12 protein-coding genes are annotated in these 15,224 nt (G+C 40.3%); 6 read left to right on the forward strand and 6 right to left on the reverse strand.

Annotation, left to right across the window (positions count from 1 at the left end):
* The first annotated feature begins 96 nt into the window (after nucleotides 1-96).
* Both DK924_RS10930 and DK924_RS10935 read left to right on the forward strand, forming a co-directional pair.
* Nucleotides 97-2,538 (forward strand): prolyl oligopeptidase family serine peptidase, encoded by a 2,442-nt coding sequence (locus DK924_RS10930; protein ID WP_055011474.1) that lies wholly within the window; start codon nucleotides 97-99, stop codon nucleotides 2,536-2,538.
* A 203-nt stretch (nucleotides 2,539-2,741) separates the two neighbouring features.
* Entirely contained in the window at nucleotides 2,742-3,359 is a 618-nt protein-coding gene (locus DK924_RS10935; RefSeq protein WP_054201337.1) for a LysE family translocator, read from the forward strand.
* A gap of 33 nt (nucleotides 3,360-3,392) precedes the next feature.
* Here DK924_RS10935 and DK924_RS10940 read toward each other — a convergent pair whose 3' ends face one another.
* On the reverse strand, nucleotides 3,393-4,277 hold the full coding sequence (locus DK924_RS10940; RefSeq protein WP_109875158.1) for a LysR family transcriptional regulator: 885 nt from the start codon (nucleotides 4,275-4,277) through the stop codon (nucleotides 3,393-3,395).
* A gap of 121 nt (nucleotides 4,278-4,398) precedes the next feature.
* Between DK924_RS10940 and DK924_RS10945 the strand changes: the two genes are divergently transcribed.
* Both DK924_RS10945 and DK924_RS10950 read left to right on the forward strand, forming a co-directional pair.
* Entirely contained in the window at nucleotides 4,399-6,384 is a 1,986-nt protein-coding gene (locus DK924_RS10945; protein WP_109875159.1) for a ligand-gated channel protein, read from the forward strand.
* A 268-nt stretch (nucleotides 6,385-6,652) separates the two neighbouring features.
* Nucleotides 6,653-7,507: a PA4780 family RIO1-like protein kinase gene (locus DK924_RS10950; RefSeq protein ID WP_109875160.1), complete on the forward strand. Its 855-nt coding sequence runs from the start codon at nucleotides 6,653-6,655 to the stop codon at nucleotides 7,505-7,507.
* A 442-nt stretch (nucleotides 7,508-7,949) separates the two neighbouring features.
* On the opposite strand, the gene DK924_RS10955 is transcribed toward DK924_RS10950, so the two are convergent.
* Genes DK924_RS10955 through DK924_RS10965 form a run of 3 tightly spaced genes read right to left on the reverse strand, consistent with a single transcriptional unit; the run spans nucleotide 7,950 to nucleotide 9,235 of the window.
* Complete coding sequence (locus tag DK924_RS10955; protein ID WP_109875161.1) at nucleotides 7,950-8,348, reverse strand: protein-export chaperone SecB; 399 nt, start codon at nucleotides 8,346-8,348, stop codon at nucleotides 7,950-7,952.
* Nucleotides 8,349-8,657, reverse strand: coding sequence for a hypothetical protein (locus DK924_RS10960; RefSeq protein WP_109875162.1), 309 nt, complete (start codon nucleotides 8,655-8,657; stop codon nucleotides 8,349-8,351).
* A gap of 8 nt (nucleotides 8,658-8,665) precedes the next feature.
* Complete coding sequence (locus DK924_RS10965; RefSeq protein ID WP_109875163.1) at nucleotides 8,666-9,235, reverse strand: hypothetical protein; 570 nt, start codon at nucleotides 9,233-9,235, stop codon at nucleotides 8,666-8,668.
* 463 nt (nucleotides 9,236-9,698) lie between these two features.
* Between DK924_RS10965 and DK924_RS18875 the strand changes: the two genes are divergently transcribed.
* Together DK924_RS18875 and DK924_RS10975 are read left to right on the forward strand one after the other, a co-directional pair.
* Nucleotides 9,699-10,157 (forward strand): hypothetical protein, encoded by a 459-nt coding sequence (locus DK924_RS18875; protein WP_258306459.1) that lies wholly within the window; start codon nucleotides 9,699-9,701, stop codon nucleotides 10,155-10,157.
* A gap of 125 nt (nucleotides 10,158-10,282) precedes the next feature.
* A complete protein-coding gene (locus tag DK924_RS10975) occupies nucleotides 10,283-10,648 on the forward strand; it encodes an energy transducer TonB (RefSeq protein WP_181388772.1) in 366 nt (121 codons plus the stop codon).
* 385 nt (nucleotides 10,649-11,033) lie between these two features.
* Here DK924_RS10975 and DK924_RS10985 read toward each other — a convergent pair whose 3' ends face one another.
* Nucleotides 11,034-12,623, reverse strand: coding sequence for a sulfotransferase (locus tag DK924_RS10985; RefSeq protein ID WP_109875165.1), 1,590 nt, complete (start codon nucleotides 12,621-12,623; stop codon nucleotides 11,034-11,036).
* An 86-nt stretch (nucleotides 12,624-12,709) separates the two neighbouring features.
* Nucleotides 12,710-15,124 carry a TonB-dependent receptor gene (locus DK924_RS10990; RefSeq protein ID WP_109875166.1) on the reverse strand — a complete coding sequence of 805 codons (2,415 nt, stop codon included), beginning with the start codon at nucleotides 15,122-15,124 and terminating at the stop codon, nucleotides 12,710-12,712.
* Between the last annotated feature and the right edge of the window lie 100 nt (nucleotides 15,125-15,224).

Consider the following 15,224-nt stretch of genomic DNA (forward strand, 5'->3'; position numbering starts at 1 on the left):
CAGGCTACTTAAGTCATTACTTAGCTTAACACTTTATGAATGGTGCAAAACGTGTTTATATATCCGGTAATATTTAACAATAAAAAGGATGAAAACATGAATGCTTTTAGGCTGTTAATTGCCTTAGTAGGCTGCATTGTTTTATTGCCTGCAAGTTATGCAGAGCAAGGATATCAAACCCCTTCACCAGCGCTTGCTACACTTGTAGATGCTAAGTTAGCACCAACTAGTTCTTTATCAAGTGATGGACAGTGGCTGGCTTTGTTTGAACGCAAGCGTGTTGTGTCGCTTGATGAGCTGGCAAAAGAAGAATTTAAGCTTGCGGGAATAAAGCTCAACCCAGCTAACTTTTCACGCTCACGGGTAAGTGCCAAATACAGTGCTTTAGAACTTAAGCATGTAGAAAGTGGTACTGTGGTTAACGTAAATAATTTGCCGCAGGGGATCATTCGCTCTCCTCGCTGGTCAGCAAATAGCGAGTATTTAGCGTTTATTGTTGAACAACCGGATAACGCACGACTTTGGGTTTATAGCGTTAAAACCAAGCAAGCAAAGCAGTTAAATGAGTTTGCACTAAATTCAGTATTAACCGCTACACCTTATCAGTGGTTACCCGATAGCACAGCGATTGTGGCGAATTTAGCGGTTAACTTAGACAAACCCAGATTAACCAATGATACCCAAAGCACAGTACCAGTTATTCAACAAAGTAGCGGTGAAAAAGCCCCAGCGCGTACTTATCAAAACTTATTAACCAGCCCATTTGATGAAGCACAATTTAAATTTTATGGTCAAGGTCAATTAGCGTATATCACGCTTGATGGTAAAGCACAGCCAATTGGCCGTGCTGGCTTATTTAAATCGTTTTCAATTTCGCCTGATTCAACCAATATTTTAGTCGCGACCATCGACGAGCCATTTTCGTATCAAGTCCCTTACAGCCGTTTTGCAACTACATGGCAAATATGGGGAATGCGTGGATATGCATTAGTCGAGCTGGCAAAGCAACCCCTTGCCGACAACATTCCACAAGGGTATGACAGTGTTCGCACTGGTCGTCGTGATTTTGAGTGGCGTGCCGATCAGGGCGCAGAGGTTATTTGGGCCGAAGCGCAAGATGGCGGCGATATGAAAACTGAGGTTGAGCATCATGACTACCTTTATAGTTTACGAGCACCATTTAAACGCGACCCTAAATTATTTGCCAAAGTAGAGCGTCGTTTTGCAGGCATACAATGGGGTAATGACAACATTGCCATGCTAAGTGATTGGCGCTTTAGTGACCGACAAGTGCGCACTTATGTAATTCAACCACGTAACGCTGATAGTAACCGCGTGTTATTTTCAGAGCGAAGCTACAATGATGCCTATAAAGATCCAGGTAGTGCCATATATGAACGAAACGACTTAGGCACGCGTGTTATAAAAGTCGTAGGCGGACGTTACATTTACCTTCGTGGTAACGGTGCATCTGAGCAAGGAAATATTCCATTTTTAGATCAATATGATGTAAAAACAAATAGCACTAAGCGAGTATGGCAATCGGCTGCACCTTACTACGAGCGAGTGCGAGCTTTATTAGACGATGAAGGTAAGCGTATTATCACTATTCGTGAATCTAAAACGCAGCAGCCTAACTTTTTTATTCGCGATTTAGATAAAGATAGCTTAACGCAACTGACCCAATTTGAGCATCCGTATCCAGCATTTAAAGGGGTGACTAAAGAGCAATTACGTTATACCCGCGATGACGGTGTTGAGCTTTCAGGTACGCTTTATTTACCGCCAGGGTATGACAAAACACAAGGGCCTTTACCTGTTCTGATGTGGGCATATCCACTTGAATATAAAGATAAAGCGGTTGCTTCACAAGTGCGCGAATCAGAATACGAATTTACCTACATAGGTTACTGGGGCCCAATGCCTTATTTAGCTAAAGGAATTGCGGTATTTGACGATCCTAAAATGCCGATTGTAGGTGTTGATGGTAGTGAGCCAAATGATCACTTTAGAAAACAGCTGGTTTCTAGCGCCAAAGCAGCGGTAGATGTACTGGTTGAAAAGGGTATTGCTGATAAAGATAATATCGCCATTGCAGGGCACTCTTACGGTGCATTCATGGTGGCTAACTTATTAGCGCATAGCGACTTATTTAAGGCTGGTATTGCCCGAAGTGGTGCGTATAACCGCACATTAACGCCGTTTGGTTTTCAAGGTGAAGAACGTGATTTTTGGCAAGCACAAAGTGTGTACGCAAACATGTCGCCGTTTTTCCATGCTGAGAAGATTAACGAACCTATGTTAATGATCCACGGTCAAGAAGATCCGAATTCGGGAACTTTCCCAATGCAAAGTGAGCGTATGTACGCAGCGCTTAAAGGCTTGGGTAAAGAAGCGCGTTTAGTGATGCTTCCTTACGAAGCTCATGGCTACCGTGCCCGTAAAAGCTTATTACATGTACTGTGGGAGCAAGAGCAGTGGCTTGATAAGTATTTGTTAAGTGATAACGAAGTAGACACTGAAACAACAGTAAATTAATTTGCTAAGAGTTTCGAGCTCAGGGCTTCGAGGTTCGGCAGCGCGAAATACTGCGCTGCTAACTTGGGCTAAGCTCGTTGCCCGTAGCCCGAGTCTCGACGCTATTACTTCTAATTTATCGGAAGCTATTTCACCTTTGGCTTTTTTCCTTTACCCTTTCATTCATAATTAACACCATTTTATTAACCTATTGCGAGCTTTAAATGATTGATGTAGCTGCACTTGCGGTATTTATTCCTACGTTCTTTTTTGTGTCTATTACTCCGGGTATGTGCATGACACTGGCCATGACTTTAGGCATGAGCATAGGTGTGCGCCGAACTTTATGGATGATGATTGGTGAGCTATTAGGTGTCGCCAGTGTTGCGGTAGCCGCAGTGTTAGGTGTTGCCAGTGTAATGCTTAATTACCCCAGCGCATTTGATATTTTAAAATGGCTAGGTGGCGCTTATTTAATCTACATTGGCATTAATATGTGGCGTGCAAAAGGAAAAATGTCGGTTGATACGCATAACACAACAGCCGTGAGCCAATATTCATTATTTTCACAGGGGTTTGTAACCGCCATTGCCAATCCAAAGGGATGGGCGTTTATGATTTCCTTATTACCTCCTTTTATTAACGTACAATACAGTGTTGCGCCGCAATTAGCGGTGCTGGTGGCCATTATTTTACTCTCAGAGTTTATCTGTATGATGATTTACGCAACAGGTGGTAAAAGCCTGCGGTTATTTTTAACCAAAGGCAATAACATTAAGTGGATGAACCGTATTGCGGGAAGTTTAATGGTGCTAGTAGGAGTTTGGCTTGCAATTAGTTAACTATAAACAAGCCTTAACCTGAACTTAGGTTATTTAAATAGCTGAAAATGATGCGTTAAGTGCTTTAATTGCAGCTTTTGTTTTTGCTGCTAACGTGTCGCGTGCAGGCGTTAGAGCAAATACATCGTAATGGGGAAGCTGCCAGTCAGTGCATATTTCTAAAAGTTCTCCTGTAGCTAAAAAATTACGTACTTCAGGCTCTGGCAAAATAGCATAGCCTAACTCATCGAGAACAAATTGAATCACAGTTTGCATATTATTAATGGCAATACGCGCTTTTGGTAGTGTTGTGCTTTCACCGCGGGTAAGGTGCGTAAGCGTCGGATCAACAGCTATATGTGCAATGCGGTTATGCGCTTTTAGGTCATCCAGTGTGATTTTTGGTTGCTGTACTAGTGCATGATTTTTATGAACACACAGTATTAATGGCCAACTAGCGAGCTGGCGTGCAATTAAGTTTGAGTCTTCGAGAGGGCCAATCGCCAACACCAAATCTATACCTGTTCTGATCATATCAATCGGCTCGTCAGAAAGCGTTAAGTGCACATCTATATCACTAAATTGGTTAATTAAATGCTTTACAGGCTCGCTTAATAACCCACCACCAAAACCGACAGGGGCTGCTAGTTTTAGTTGCCCACTCGGACAATTTTGTAAATGCTGTAATTGTTCTGATGTAGCTGTTGCAACGGCAAGCATTTGTAAGCAACTTTGATAATACAGCTCACCCGCCTCGGTAAGCGTTAATTCTCGAGGGCTGCGATTAAATAAACTCAAACCTACATCTTGCTCTATTTGTTTTATTTGCTGACTAATTGCAGAGGTTGTCATTAAAAGGTCAGCGGCAGCTTTACTCATACTTCCCGTTTGCACAGTGCGAACAAATATATTCAGGGTTTTAGTTAACTTATCACTCATACCGTTAAGCCTTACTTAAATTAGCTTTAATAAAAATAGCGTTGAGAAGAAGGGAACTTCTCACTATTATCGCAAACGCTAATTATTATCATTTACATGCTAAATGTCACGGAGAAATATCATGAACACGGTAAGTTGTAAGTTAAGGCCGGTAACTGCATTTATTTTAAGTACTTTTGCAATTGCTAACCCTGCTTTTGCTGATGAAAAAAAACAAGATATGGAAGTAATGGTTGTCACTGCTTCTGGTTACGAACAAATGCTCAAAGAGGCACCTGCAAGTATTAGTGTTATCGACAGAGCGCAGCTAGAAAAACGCTTTTATCGTGACTTAACCGATGCAATGGCTGATATTCCAGGTGTAATAGTCACTGGTGGAGGTGACAGAAAAGATATTAGCTTGCGTGGTATGGCAAGCCAATACACGCTTATTTTAATTGATGGGCAACGCCAAAGTTCAAGAGAAACACGACCAAATAGTGATGGCCCGGGGGTAGAAGGTGCTTGGACGCCGCCAATTTCAGCGATTGAACGTATTGAAGTAATACGTGGCCCTATGTCGTCGTTGTATGGCTCTGATGCTATTGGTGGTGTGATCAATATCATTACCCGTAAAGCGCCAGAGCAGTGGTATGGAGAACTGCGTTTAGACAGCACCATTCAAGAGCAAAGCCAGTCAGGTGATATAAACCAAGCCAGCTTTTTCACTTCTGGTGGCATTATTCCAGATCTATTGGGCGTGCAATTATACGGTCAATTTTCAAAGCGAAATGAAGATGATTTTACTGCAGGATTTCGAGGCAAAGAACAAAGTAATGTAAAAGCTAAGTTCACATTAACACCTAATGATAGTCACGAATTAATGTTTGAACTTGGCTCGGCAAAACAAACATTAGATGAAACCCTCGGCAAAACAGTTGCCGAGCTTGCTCCAGGAGAAAGCTGTGGTCGACGTGGCTGCCCTGAATCAGCAACTACTGAGTATGAGCAACAAACATACTCTATGTCACACAATGGTTTTTATGACTTTGGATCGTCGCGTAGTTACATTAAATACGATAAGTTTGATAATAACTCACGTGAAATGTTTGTCGAAAATACCGACATTCAAACAACTTGGAGTTTACCGCTATTTAGTGATCATAACTCTACGTTTGGTGCGACCTATTTAAAAGAGTCATTGGATGATTATACAAGTAATAAAATTAGCGACTTAACCCATGTAGAAAACGAGCAATGGTCTGTTTTTGGTGAAAACGAATGGGCAGCAACGGATGACTTTAAGCTCACCGCAGGCCTGCGTTACGATCATGATGGCAATTTTGCCGGTCATTGGAGTCCACGTTTATACGGTGTTTATAGCGCATCTAAAGCGATCACCATCAAAGGCGGCATATCAACGGGTTTCCGTGCGCCAAATATTCGCCAATCTACTGCGCAGTGGGGACAAGTGAGTCGTGGCGGTAATATTTATGGTAACCCTGACTTAAAGCCTGAGCAATCAGTCAACTATGAAATGGGTGTTTACTATGATTCTGGACGCGATTTAAGCATATCGACAACCGTTTTTTATAATGAATTTGATGACAAAATAACCCGTATAGCATGCCCATTAACGCAGTGCACAGATGGCCCAAATCAGTTCGGTTCCATGCCAACTACCTACATTAATGTGGATGAAGCCATAACCCAAGGTATTGAGCTATCAGTAGATTATGATATTTCAACTGAAATTGATGTGAGTGCCAGTTATACCTACACCGACTCAGAGCAAAAAACCGGTGAATATAAGGGGAGCCCACTTAATCAGCTACCAAAACATAGTTTACAAACGTCTTTAAATTGGCGTCCAACAGATAAGTTAGGCGGATGGTTACGTGTGCAATATCGTGGAGAAGAAAGCCAGCCAACGACAGGGCCTTCACAAAGCAGTTTAATTGCTCCTGATTATACCATTGCCAATTTAGGTGCTAATTATCAGCTAAGTGACAGCGTTAAACTCGGTGCTGGAATTTACAACTTGCTTGATAAAGAGATCACAGAGCAAGAGTATGGTTATGTTGAAGATGGTCGCCGTTATTGGGCGTCTTTAGTGTGGCAGTTCTAAACACTTTTTAATAATACAAAGTAAACGAGTACGCTAAACCGTACTCGTTTTTTGGTTTTATCTAGGTTCTTGTTCAATAATGTTTAAAAAGCACAAAAGGCGGTTGGCTTTTTCTGTGTAGTCGCTTATTCTAGCAGCGTATTTAGTCATTAAATGTAACTTTAAAGTTTACTAATAATTTATAACTTTCTTCAATCCCCAAAGGTATGCCTCGTTTGAACCACATAGCAAAACAAAAAGCCAGCCCTGTATTTTTAGTAGGTGTCGTTTGAAAATACCTAAACGCTTACAGCCATTAGTTGATGATGGTTTTATTGATGAAGTGATCAGCCGTTTGATGAGCGGTAAAGAGGCCGATGTATTTGTAGTCGCCTGTGGCGATGACATTCGCTGCGCTAAAGTATACAAAGAGGCCAGTAAGCGCAGTTTTAAAAAAGCAGCGCAATATCAAGAAGGGCGAAAAGTACGTGGTGGCCGCCAAGCCCGTGCTATGGGTAAACGTTCCAGCTATGGCCGTCAATTAGAAGAAGAAATTTGGCAAAATGCCGAGGTTGACGCGCTGTCGCGTTTATCCTCAGCAGGTGTTCGGGTACCGCAAACTTACGGCTGCATTGACGGTGTATTGTTAATGGAACTTGTAAGTGATGACGAAGGCGATGTTGCACCACAACTTGGCGCAGTTGATTTAACCGAGCAACAAGCCATTGAACAACATACATTAATGATGCACTACATCAAACTAATGCTATGCGCTGGGATTATTCACGGTGACTTATCTGAATTTAACGTACTTGTAGATAGCAACGGCCCAGTAATTATTGATTTACCCCAAGCGGTTAACGCCTCTGCTAATAATAGCGCCGAAGCCATGTTTGCCCGCGATGTAAATAACATGCGCCGCTATTATGGCCAATTTGCACCGGCGTTATTACATACGCAATATGCCAAAGAAATGTGGGCACTGTTTGCAGATGCTAACTTAACCCCGCACTCAAAACTCAGTGGCGAATTTGAAGACGACAGCGAAGTTGCCGATGTAGATTCAGTACTTGACGAGATTCAAGCCGCCTTTGATGAAGAGCAAGAACGTAAAGAACGCATTCGCGACGTCGATGAGCAATAACCTTTAATTTACGTGCTGAGTTTTGACTATATTGGTTTCCAAAGTACCCGTACAAAGAGAAACTGATTCTGGACCAAAAAAGTAAATTTATTATCATAGCTTTATTTGTTAAATAAAAGTGGCTGTCTAGTTTTGCTGTTGCAGCGCATCATGAAAAGTATTAAAGACTGGTAACAGAGGTCGTCAGAAAAGAAGTACAAAGCTTGCAAGTGATTTTGTGAAACAATGGGGATAGCAAACCAAGCTTATAGATATAGACCGCGATAAACTGATGTCTAACGCTGTATCCAATAGCTAAAAATCAATGGGTAGTATCTAAATTGAATTAAATACAAAAAGCTAGATAGAGAAAAGGCACGAAAATACTGTTCGTCATAATCCGCATTTTTTATTAAATTTAGTTGATAAGTCGAGGCCCGCAAAGGTACGGGCCCTTATAAAACTAATTATTTGAAGCTATATGATCTTTATACATAGCTTGAAAATTTATTGTTGGGAGGACAACGCTCTCCAAGCCTGATAAAGTTAAAAGCGTCGAGATATATGCTCTTAAAAATGGATAAGCAATCGCTGGAGAGTTAATCATCGCAAAAGGGGAAGACTGAAATTCTTCAGAAATGATTTCATCAGTATAAAACATTGATTCATATTGAACGTCAACAGAAGAACCACAAGGTGTTTCGACAACTAGTTCAAAGCATATAAAATAATTGTTTTCTAAATCAGGCTTAAATCCAAATTTGGTAGCGAAATGAACAATCTCACCGTCAGTATCTTTAGCCTCAGCAGATCGGGATATATTGAGACTTTGAACCCGACTATCGCAAAGTTGAATATTCATTTAAGCAGCCTCTGAAAAATCGTAATCCGCGCGTTCGTGAAAGCTAGATGTTTGGCTGTAAATCAAGCTACTTCTATGAACTCTTTTCATTTTCTTATCTTGAAAGATTATGTTTACGTCTAATTGTAAAGACTTGTAATGGCTAGCTTCCAGTACAGGTACTGCATTGTCCCTAGCACTACTAATGAAATTTTTAGCCAATGGACCTATTCCATTTTTAATGCTTAAATACTCTTTTTCGAATTCTTCAGGAGTCATTCCATCTAACATAGCCTCAGCAGCTGCAAGACTTCTTTCTAATATATCCATAAAACCTCCTAGGCGCACCACTGAGCTGGGTGCAAAATTTCTTTTTCTTGAATAAATTGTTCATAACCAGAAAATATACAAATCTGATGTCTTTCGTTTAGAGCAATCACATCCTTGGAATTACCGCAGTTGATGAATTTTCTCTGCATAGTTTTAGAATCATCACAGCAAGAGATACCGATAAAAGGAAATACATCTGGTATATCTTTGGCCTTTACACGGTAATGATCAATCACTTCAGATATTGTTGGTTCGTAGCGATTTCCGCAACTTTTACTCATCTTGTTAAGATATTTACTTATTAGCTTTTTCAAATGTTTTATATGTAGTGGACTGCTAATAAGATCAAGATAAGATAAATCGGTAGAATCTAAATTTAATTTAGCAGTCAATATAGCGTAGTCGCCCTTAACAGAGGTTGAACCCCACCAATGAGCGAGATCGATATCCTCAATCCAAAAATAATACCCTTGTGTCAGCCATTGACGTTTGTTATTTTCACTCAAAAAAGGGGCTGTTTTTATGATAACTTCACTTCCACCTTCCGATTTACAAGCGTGAAAAATTGGTTTGTCCATAACCTATTAACCCTACTAAAGATTCTATTTATTATTTTATTTTCGGATATATTGTATAGCTAGTTCAACAAAACAACAATGTTTGTTGTGAGAAAGTACAATTTAACATTAAATGCTTCTATCTTATGTCAGTGTAATGAGCTGAAATGGCAGAGACATAATAGGCTAGAGGGGGCAAATCTTGACTTCAGACATTACAACTCCTGATCGTCTGAAAATGGAACTCAATCGAACTCTGGCAAAGAGCGAAAAGCGGTCACTCAGCGGAATAGGCACTAGCTAAACGATACTAATGGGAAACCTTCCTCTTTTTTACCTGTTTATAAGCTACATAAAGCATAAAATTTATATCTGGCAATAACTTACACTATTTGTTATTAATATAAGTTAATAAAATAAGGGCATTTTCACGCTGGAATGTGGAAAGTGTTAACTGATAAAGCAGTTGTTTGTACAAGGAGTTATGGTGAAGAAATTCTTCAAATATCTAGGTTTTGGAATTTTAAGTGTTGTTATATTTTTCATTGGTATTGGAGTTGTTGCATCCATAAATACTGTTGATAAAGAGGCCGTCTTTGAGCCTTTTATTGTAAAGGCAATCCCTAAGTTAACAACGTGGGAAGTGACTCCTTTTGAAGAGTTAATGTCTGAGCAAGGTTACACTAGTGCAACTTCAGAGCAATGGGAGTTGTACGTAAAAAAGGTTGCTAAATTAGGTGTATTTCAATCAGTCGGTAAAGCAGAGTTGCAAAATTGGAAAACGTTATCTCCAGTTGGTAGCTCAAGTGTGACATATGCTGTTTATCAGGTACCTGTAACCTTTGATACAGGATTAGCTCATATTCAATTAGGTTTGCAGTCATCTGACGGTAAAGTTGAAATAAATAGTATAAAGTTTTTATCTGATTTGTTAATGCAATAGTACATGTAACAAGGCCATAAATTATTGAATACATAATAGTTGGTCTTGTTTCGTGATGCTGCACACCTTAGTAAACTTAGCCACTAGTTGTACATTTTATTTAGCTATATTTTTAGGGGTAGTCTTTGAAGTACATAACTATATTTTTAGTCCTTTTACTGGTTGGTTGTAATAGTACTAATGAAGCGGCAAATTCAAGTATTGTGTATATCAATGCGCAAACAGATTCACCTGCTAAATGGGTTGTGAAGATTGAACCAAAATATCCTGAAGATGCAGCTAAAAATAGCGTAGAGGGCTACTTAAAATTCAAAGCAATAGTGAATGAAGTTGGAGCGTTAGAAAGAGTTGAAGTAATTGAATCTGCCCCAAAAGGTGTATTTGAAAAGGAAGGTTTACGGGCTTTAAAACTATGGCGATTTAAGCCTGCGTTATTAAATGGTAGGCTGGTTAAGGTTGAGTACGCTGGTACTCTTGAGTGGAGGTTATAATGTCTCTAGATATGAGCATATCATGGAGATCTAAGCAACCTAAACAAAAACGATGTGATAGGTGTGAACTGTATTATTCTGAGTTTTTGGATAAATGTACGCACTGTTCCGATTTAAACGAAGCACAATTACTTATGCTTAAGGCTAAACATCAAGAATCTCTTAAACACAATGCTAAGCTTGGTAAATATTTATTTATAGCTGCTGTTGTAATTGGTGTATTACTTTTTGTTAGTTTTTTATGGTAGCGTTGGGTTTTTCCTTAAGTGGAGTAGGGTAAGTTAACAGAGAAAAAACCTTTAATACATTGAGCCTAAAAACTTATATCCATCCGGTAACTTTAAAATTAATCACAATGAACTACCTGTCCACGTAACATTTGTTGTTATTTCATTAAACCTATAACTCCTTCATTAACTAAATGAGTCTGCGCTTCAGCTGTATGGGGCTTAAAATTCTTCCAGCGGCCTATGGCCTTATTGTTAAGCGGTTGGCGCACTTGCATTTTGCTAGCGGTTGATACCGGTGCGGTGTTTAAATGAAAATCAAGGCACTGTGGTTGCCAGTCTAAATCGCAATAGCTCACTAACTCTTTTATTTTTTGCTCTGGTGCGGCGATGAGTTCTTCGTATTTTACTAGTTTAATATTGCTGTGCAGGGCGCTAAAGTGCTGCATCAGTTTATAAAAACGGCTGTAAAATTTAGCGGTGTCGAGTAAGTCTAACGAGTAAGCATAATACGGGTTGTTAATAGTAAATAGCTGGCGATAGTTACCAATGCAGGTGTCCATGGGGTCGCGAAGTAGGCAAATTATTTTGGCGTTTGGCAGGGCTTTGGTAATTAAATCGATATAAAAAAAGTTAAACGGTAGTTTATCAATAAAGTGTTTATGGCTGCCGGTTACAACACGGGTTGCTTCAAGGTAAGTTCTGCCAAGTTTTGCAAAATCAAGCTGGTAAGCTTGGCTTAAGGTGTCTATATCGAGTACTTGAGGCGTGTGCGTTTGGCTAAGTTTTTTTACACTTAGGCCAAAGTCTTGCAGCTCGCCCGCCGATTGTACGTCGCTGTGGCTTGATAAAATGCGTTCAACTAATGTGGTGCCAGAGCGCGGCATGCCTAATACAAAAATTGGCTCACTGCTTTGGTTGCCAGCCGTTTGTTGGTTTTTGTATTTATCACTGAGCTGTTTGATATGCGCGAATAATGCCTCAGACGCTTGATTATCAAACGCCTTATTAGCGAGTTTTGCTGCTTTACCTTGTTGTAACGCGGTAAAGGCCGCTGAAAAGTCACCTAAGTCTTGATATTCTTTTGCTAGCGCATGACCTATATGTAGTTTAGCGTCGGGGTGATTGACCTGTGTAAATACGTTTTTTAATCGCGCTATGTGGTTATTATGTTCGGTGACTTTAGTTAAATCGGCTAAGGCAAAATGACTTTGATGATGAAGCGGGTTCAGTGAAATGGCATTTTCAAACGCGTGCTGTGCTTTATCAAACTGGCCTAAAAACTTAGCGCATACTCCATAGTTATAATAAAACTGCGGTTGGCTGCTGTTACTCGCCTCAGCTAAATTTAACGCGCATGTAAAGTAGTCAGCAGCATGCTGATGTAAACCCGCTTGGGTGAGCGCGACGCCTAATGTATCGGCATCCAGTGCTTTACTAATATGTTCAATCTTAACGCTGAGGGCGATGTTTTTTGCTTTTTGTAAATCGCCGGTAAGGGCGTAACACTTGGCAAGTTGCGCTGTATATTCAATAGACTTAGTAAAGCTTAATGCTTTTTCAATTAGCTTTATCGCTTTGTAAATTTGGCCAACCTGTAAATTAACCATAGCGAGTAAAAAGTAGCCATCAGCAAAGTCTGGCTGTTGTGTTACCAGCTCAACCAGTGCTTTATGCGCTGGCTGAATATTGCCTTGGTTTAAGTTGTTTATAGCACTTTGGTGTAATTGCTTTAAGTTTGGCTGCATGAATACTCTTATAAATAATGTGCTTACAAATAAAAAGGCTCAAAATTAATTTGAGCCTCTTGATTGTACTTAAACTTACCGTTTAATTACATTTCAAACTTATAGTTAAATTTAATGCCAACAGTAAGCGGGCGATTAATAAAGTAACCATAGTTACGTTGTATGTCTGCGCCATTGGCTGTTGTAATATCCGCATCTGAACGACGAACAGAAGTAACCGCATATTTATTAAATAGGTTATCTACATATAAAGTAGTCGACCACGCATCGGCGGTTAATTTAGCTGAAATATTACTTAAGCTATAACCTGGGAGTGCTTCACCGTTGTCACGTAGGCCTACTTTTGAAATTACATCACTTTGTGCGGTTAAACCATAGTTAATATCAAGGGTTTTATCATTTAAAACGTCTGTTTGGTAGTTAATACCCATAGAGAACTGATGCTCAGGTGAGCCCGGTAAACGGTCGCCATCTTTCGCGCCATTAGTGCCATCGGCATTAAATAAATACGGAGCGTCTGAGGTTAGTTCTGCTTTTGTATAGGCATAAGTTGCATAGGCAGTAAACGAGTCTGATAAAATTGCACGCGTGGCAATTTCAACCCCTTTCGCATTTGCGCTACCAGCATTTGATAAATACGGTAATTGGCCTACTGTTGTTGCACCGGCAATTTGTGCGTTATCCCAATCTACATTGAATAGTGCGGCATTAAAGTGTAGCTGGCTTCTCATCCAGGTACTTTTAAAGCCTAGCTCATAGTTGGTGGTTGTATCGGCATCGTATAGCATTTCATCTGGTGTACCACAGCCTGTTTGTTGGTCCTCAGGTAGAGGTGTTGGGCAAGGCACTAAGCCATTTGAGCCACCAATTCTAAATCCTTCACTTATAGTTGCATACGCCATTACTGAATCTGTAAATTGGTATTTAGCATTAAATTTGAACAGATTACCGTTGTCACCGGCTTCGTTCTCTTCAAAGTTAACTGAAATTTCATCAGGTGCAGCACCTTCATACAAGGTATTTGCTAATGGGAAATCAAAAGCCGCTTTTGATTCTACGTCGTATTCGTAAAAACGCGCGCCAATAGTAATGTCGAGTTTATCGGTTACTTGGTAACCTACTTCACCAAAAAGTGCTGATTCAGTGACTTTGCTGCCAGTAATTTCTAAATACTCTAAAGAGTCAGGTCTAAGTTGTGCGCCACCAAAATTATCAACCGCGAACTGATCAAAGCCTGGCGTAAACTCTCTGCTTGATGCGTCGGTGTCGGTTTTATTGTAAAAACCACCAACAATCCAGTTTAAATCGCTATCACTTTGTGAGACCAAACGTAGCTCTTGAGTAAAGGTATCGACTTCGTCAATTTCACGAGTAAACGCTGAAAACGAAGGAAACTCTTCGTAGCCATAGTCTAAACGAATTAAAAGATCAGTTTGGTCGCGTTGACCATCGGCTTCAAATTGTGAAATACCTGTAGCTGATACCAGCTCGGCAAAACCTAAGTCGGCTTTAAGTTCGAGGCTCAGTAATTGATCTTCTTTTTCCCGTGGCTCTTCAAAACGGTACGCTGACTCGTATTTGCCAATGCGATCACTTAAACCATTATTTCCGTTAAGGCTATTGTGATGAACAATTGAGCGACCCTCGGTGTCTTGCTTTTGATAGAAGTAGTTTAATGTGCCTTCGAATGACTCGTTTGCCTTGTAACGCAATGAAATACGCCCAGTTGTGGTGGTTTCACCGTTGGCGTCTTTTACATTTTTAAGATTACTATTAACCGCATCAAGGTTTGTCCAATCAGGGTCGGTAATCGACACACCTGGTTCACGAACGGTGTAGGCGTAGTCAATAAACCCTGGGTCTTCATAAATATTTAAACTGGTACGTACCGCCAGTTTGTCTTCAATCAATGGTAAATTGAAGATAAAACCAGTTTCGCCACCGACCGAATCACTTTCTTGAGTTTGAAAAACATCACCAAATACTTCACCTGATATAAAATCAAGCTCTGGCTCTTTAAGCATGTAACGAATAGCGCCACCCAATGTGCCTGCGCCATACAATGTGCCTTGCGGTCCAATAAGTACTTCCACTCGCTCTACATCAACAAGGCGCATATCTACCGATACTGGAATTTCGTTAATGTAAGTGGCTACCGTGCCGCCATCTGATGAAGGGCCTGATGAATTTGTATTTAATCCACGCACAATAATAGGCGAGCCAGAGCGACCACCTTGATCAGTAATTGTTAAACCTGGCACCCAACGCGCTACATCGGCTAATTCGCTGATATTTTGGTCTTTCATTACATCGGCATCAAGCGCAGTAATGTTAAGAGGCGCAGCCTGAATAGAGCCACTTCGGCGTGTTGCTGTAACCTCAATAACTTCAAGCGATTTATTTTTTTCAATAATTTGCTCTTGTGCTGTTGCATTACCGCTAAATAATACACCGCTCAGTGCGCTTGATACAGCCAAGGTTAACAGGCTTGGTTTAAACATAAAAATTGATCCCAGTTAGATTGAGTACGTTAATAAATGAGCGCTAATAATATCAGGGAGTTTTGTTGATGGAAATAAAAATATGAATTTTAATTCACTT

Source organism: Pseudoalteromonas sp. meg-B1 (genome assembly GCF_003173795.1).
GTDB lineage: Bacteria > Pseudomonadota > Gammaproteobacteria > Enterobacterales > Alteromonadaceae > Pseudoalteromonas > Pseudoalteromonas undina.

Excerpts from the sequence above, each read along its gene's own strand:
- DK924_RS10930 (WP_055011474.1), top strand. The coding sequence starts at position 97 with ATGAATGCTTTTAGGCTGTTAATTGCCTTAGTAGGCTGCATTGTTTTA.
- DK924_RS10935 (WP_054201337.1), top strand. The coding sequence starts at position 2,742 with ATGATTGATGTAGCTGCACTTGCGGTATTTATTCCTACGTTCTTTTTT.
- DK924_RS10940 (WP_109875158.1), bottom strand. The coding sequence starts at position 4,277 with ATGAGTGATAAGTTAACTAAAACCCTGAATATATTTGTTCGCACTGTG.
- DK924_RS10945 (WP_109875159.1), top strand. The coding sequence starts at position 4,399 with ATGAACACGGTAAGTTGTAAGTTAAGGCCGGTAACTGCATTTATTTTA.
- DK924_RS10955 (WP_109875161.1), bottom strand. The coding sequence starts at position 8,348 with ATGAATATTCAACTTTGCGATAGTCGGGTTCAAAGTCTCAATATATCC.
- DK924_RS10960 (WP_109875162.1), bottom strand. The coding sequence starts at position 8,657 with ATGGATATATTAGAAAGAAGTCTTGCAGCTGCTGAGGCTATGTTAGAT.
- DK924_RS10965 (WP_109875163.1), bottom strand. The coding sequence starts at position 9,235 with ATGGACAAACCAATTTTTCACGCTTGTAAATCGGAAGGTGGAAGTGAA.
- DK924_RS18875 (WP_258306459.1), top strand. The coding sequence starts at position 9,699 with ATGGTGAAGAAATTCTTCAAATATCTAGGTTTTGGAATTTTAAGTGTT.
- DK924_RS10985 (WP_109875165.1), bottom strand. The coding sequence starts at position 12,623 with ATGCAGCCAAACTTAAAGCAATTACACCAAAGTGCTATAAACAACTTA.
- DK924_RS10990 (WP_109875166.1), bottom strand. The coding sequence starts at position 15,124 with ATGTTTAAACCAAGCCTGTTAACCTTGGCTGTATCAAGCGCACTGAGC.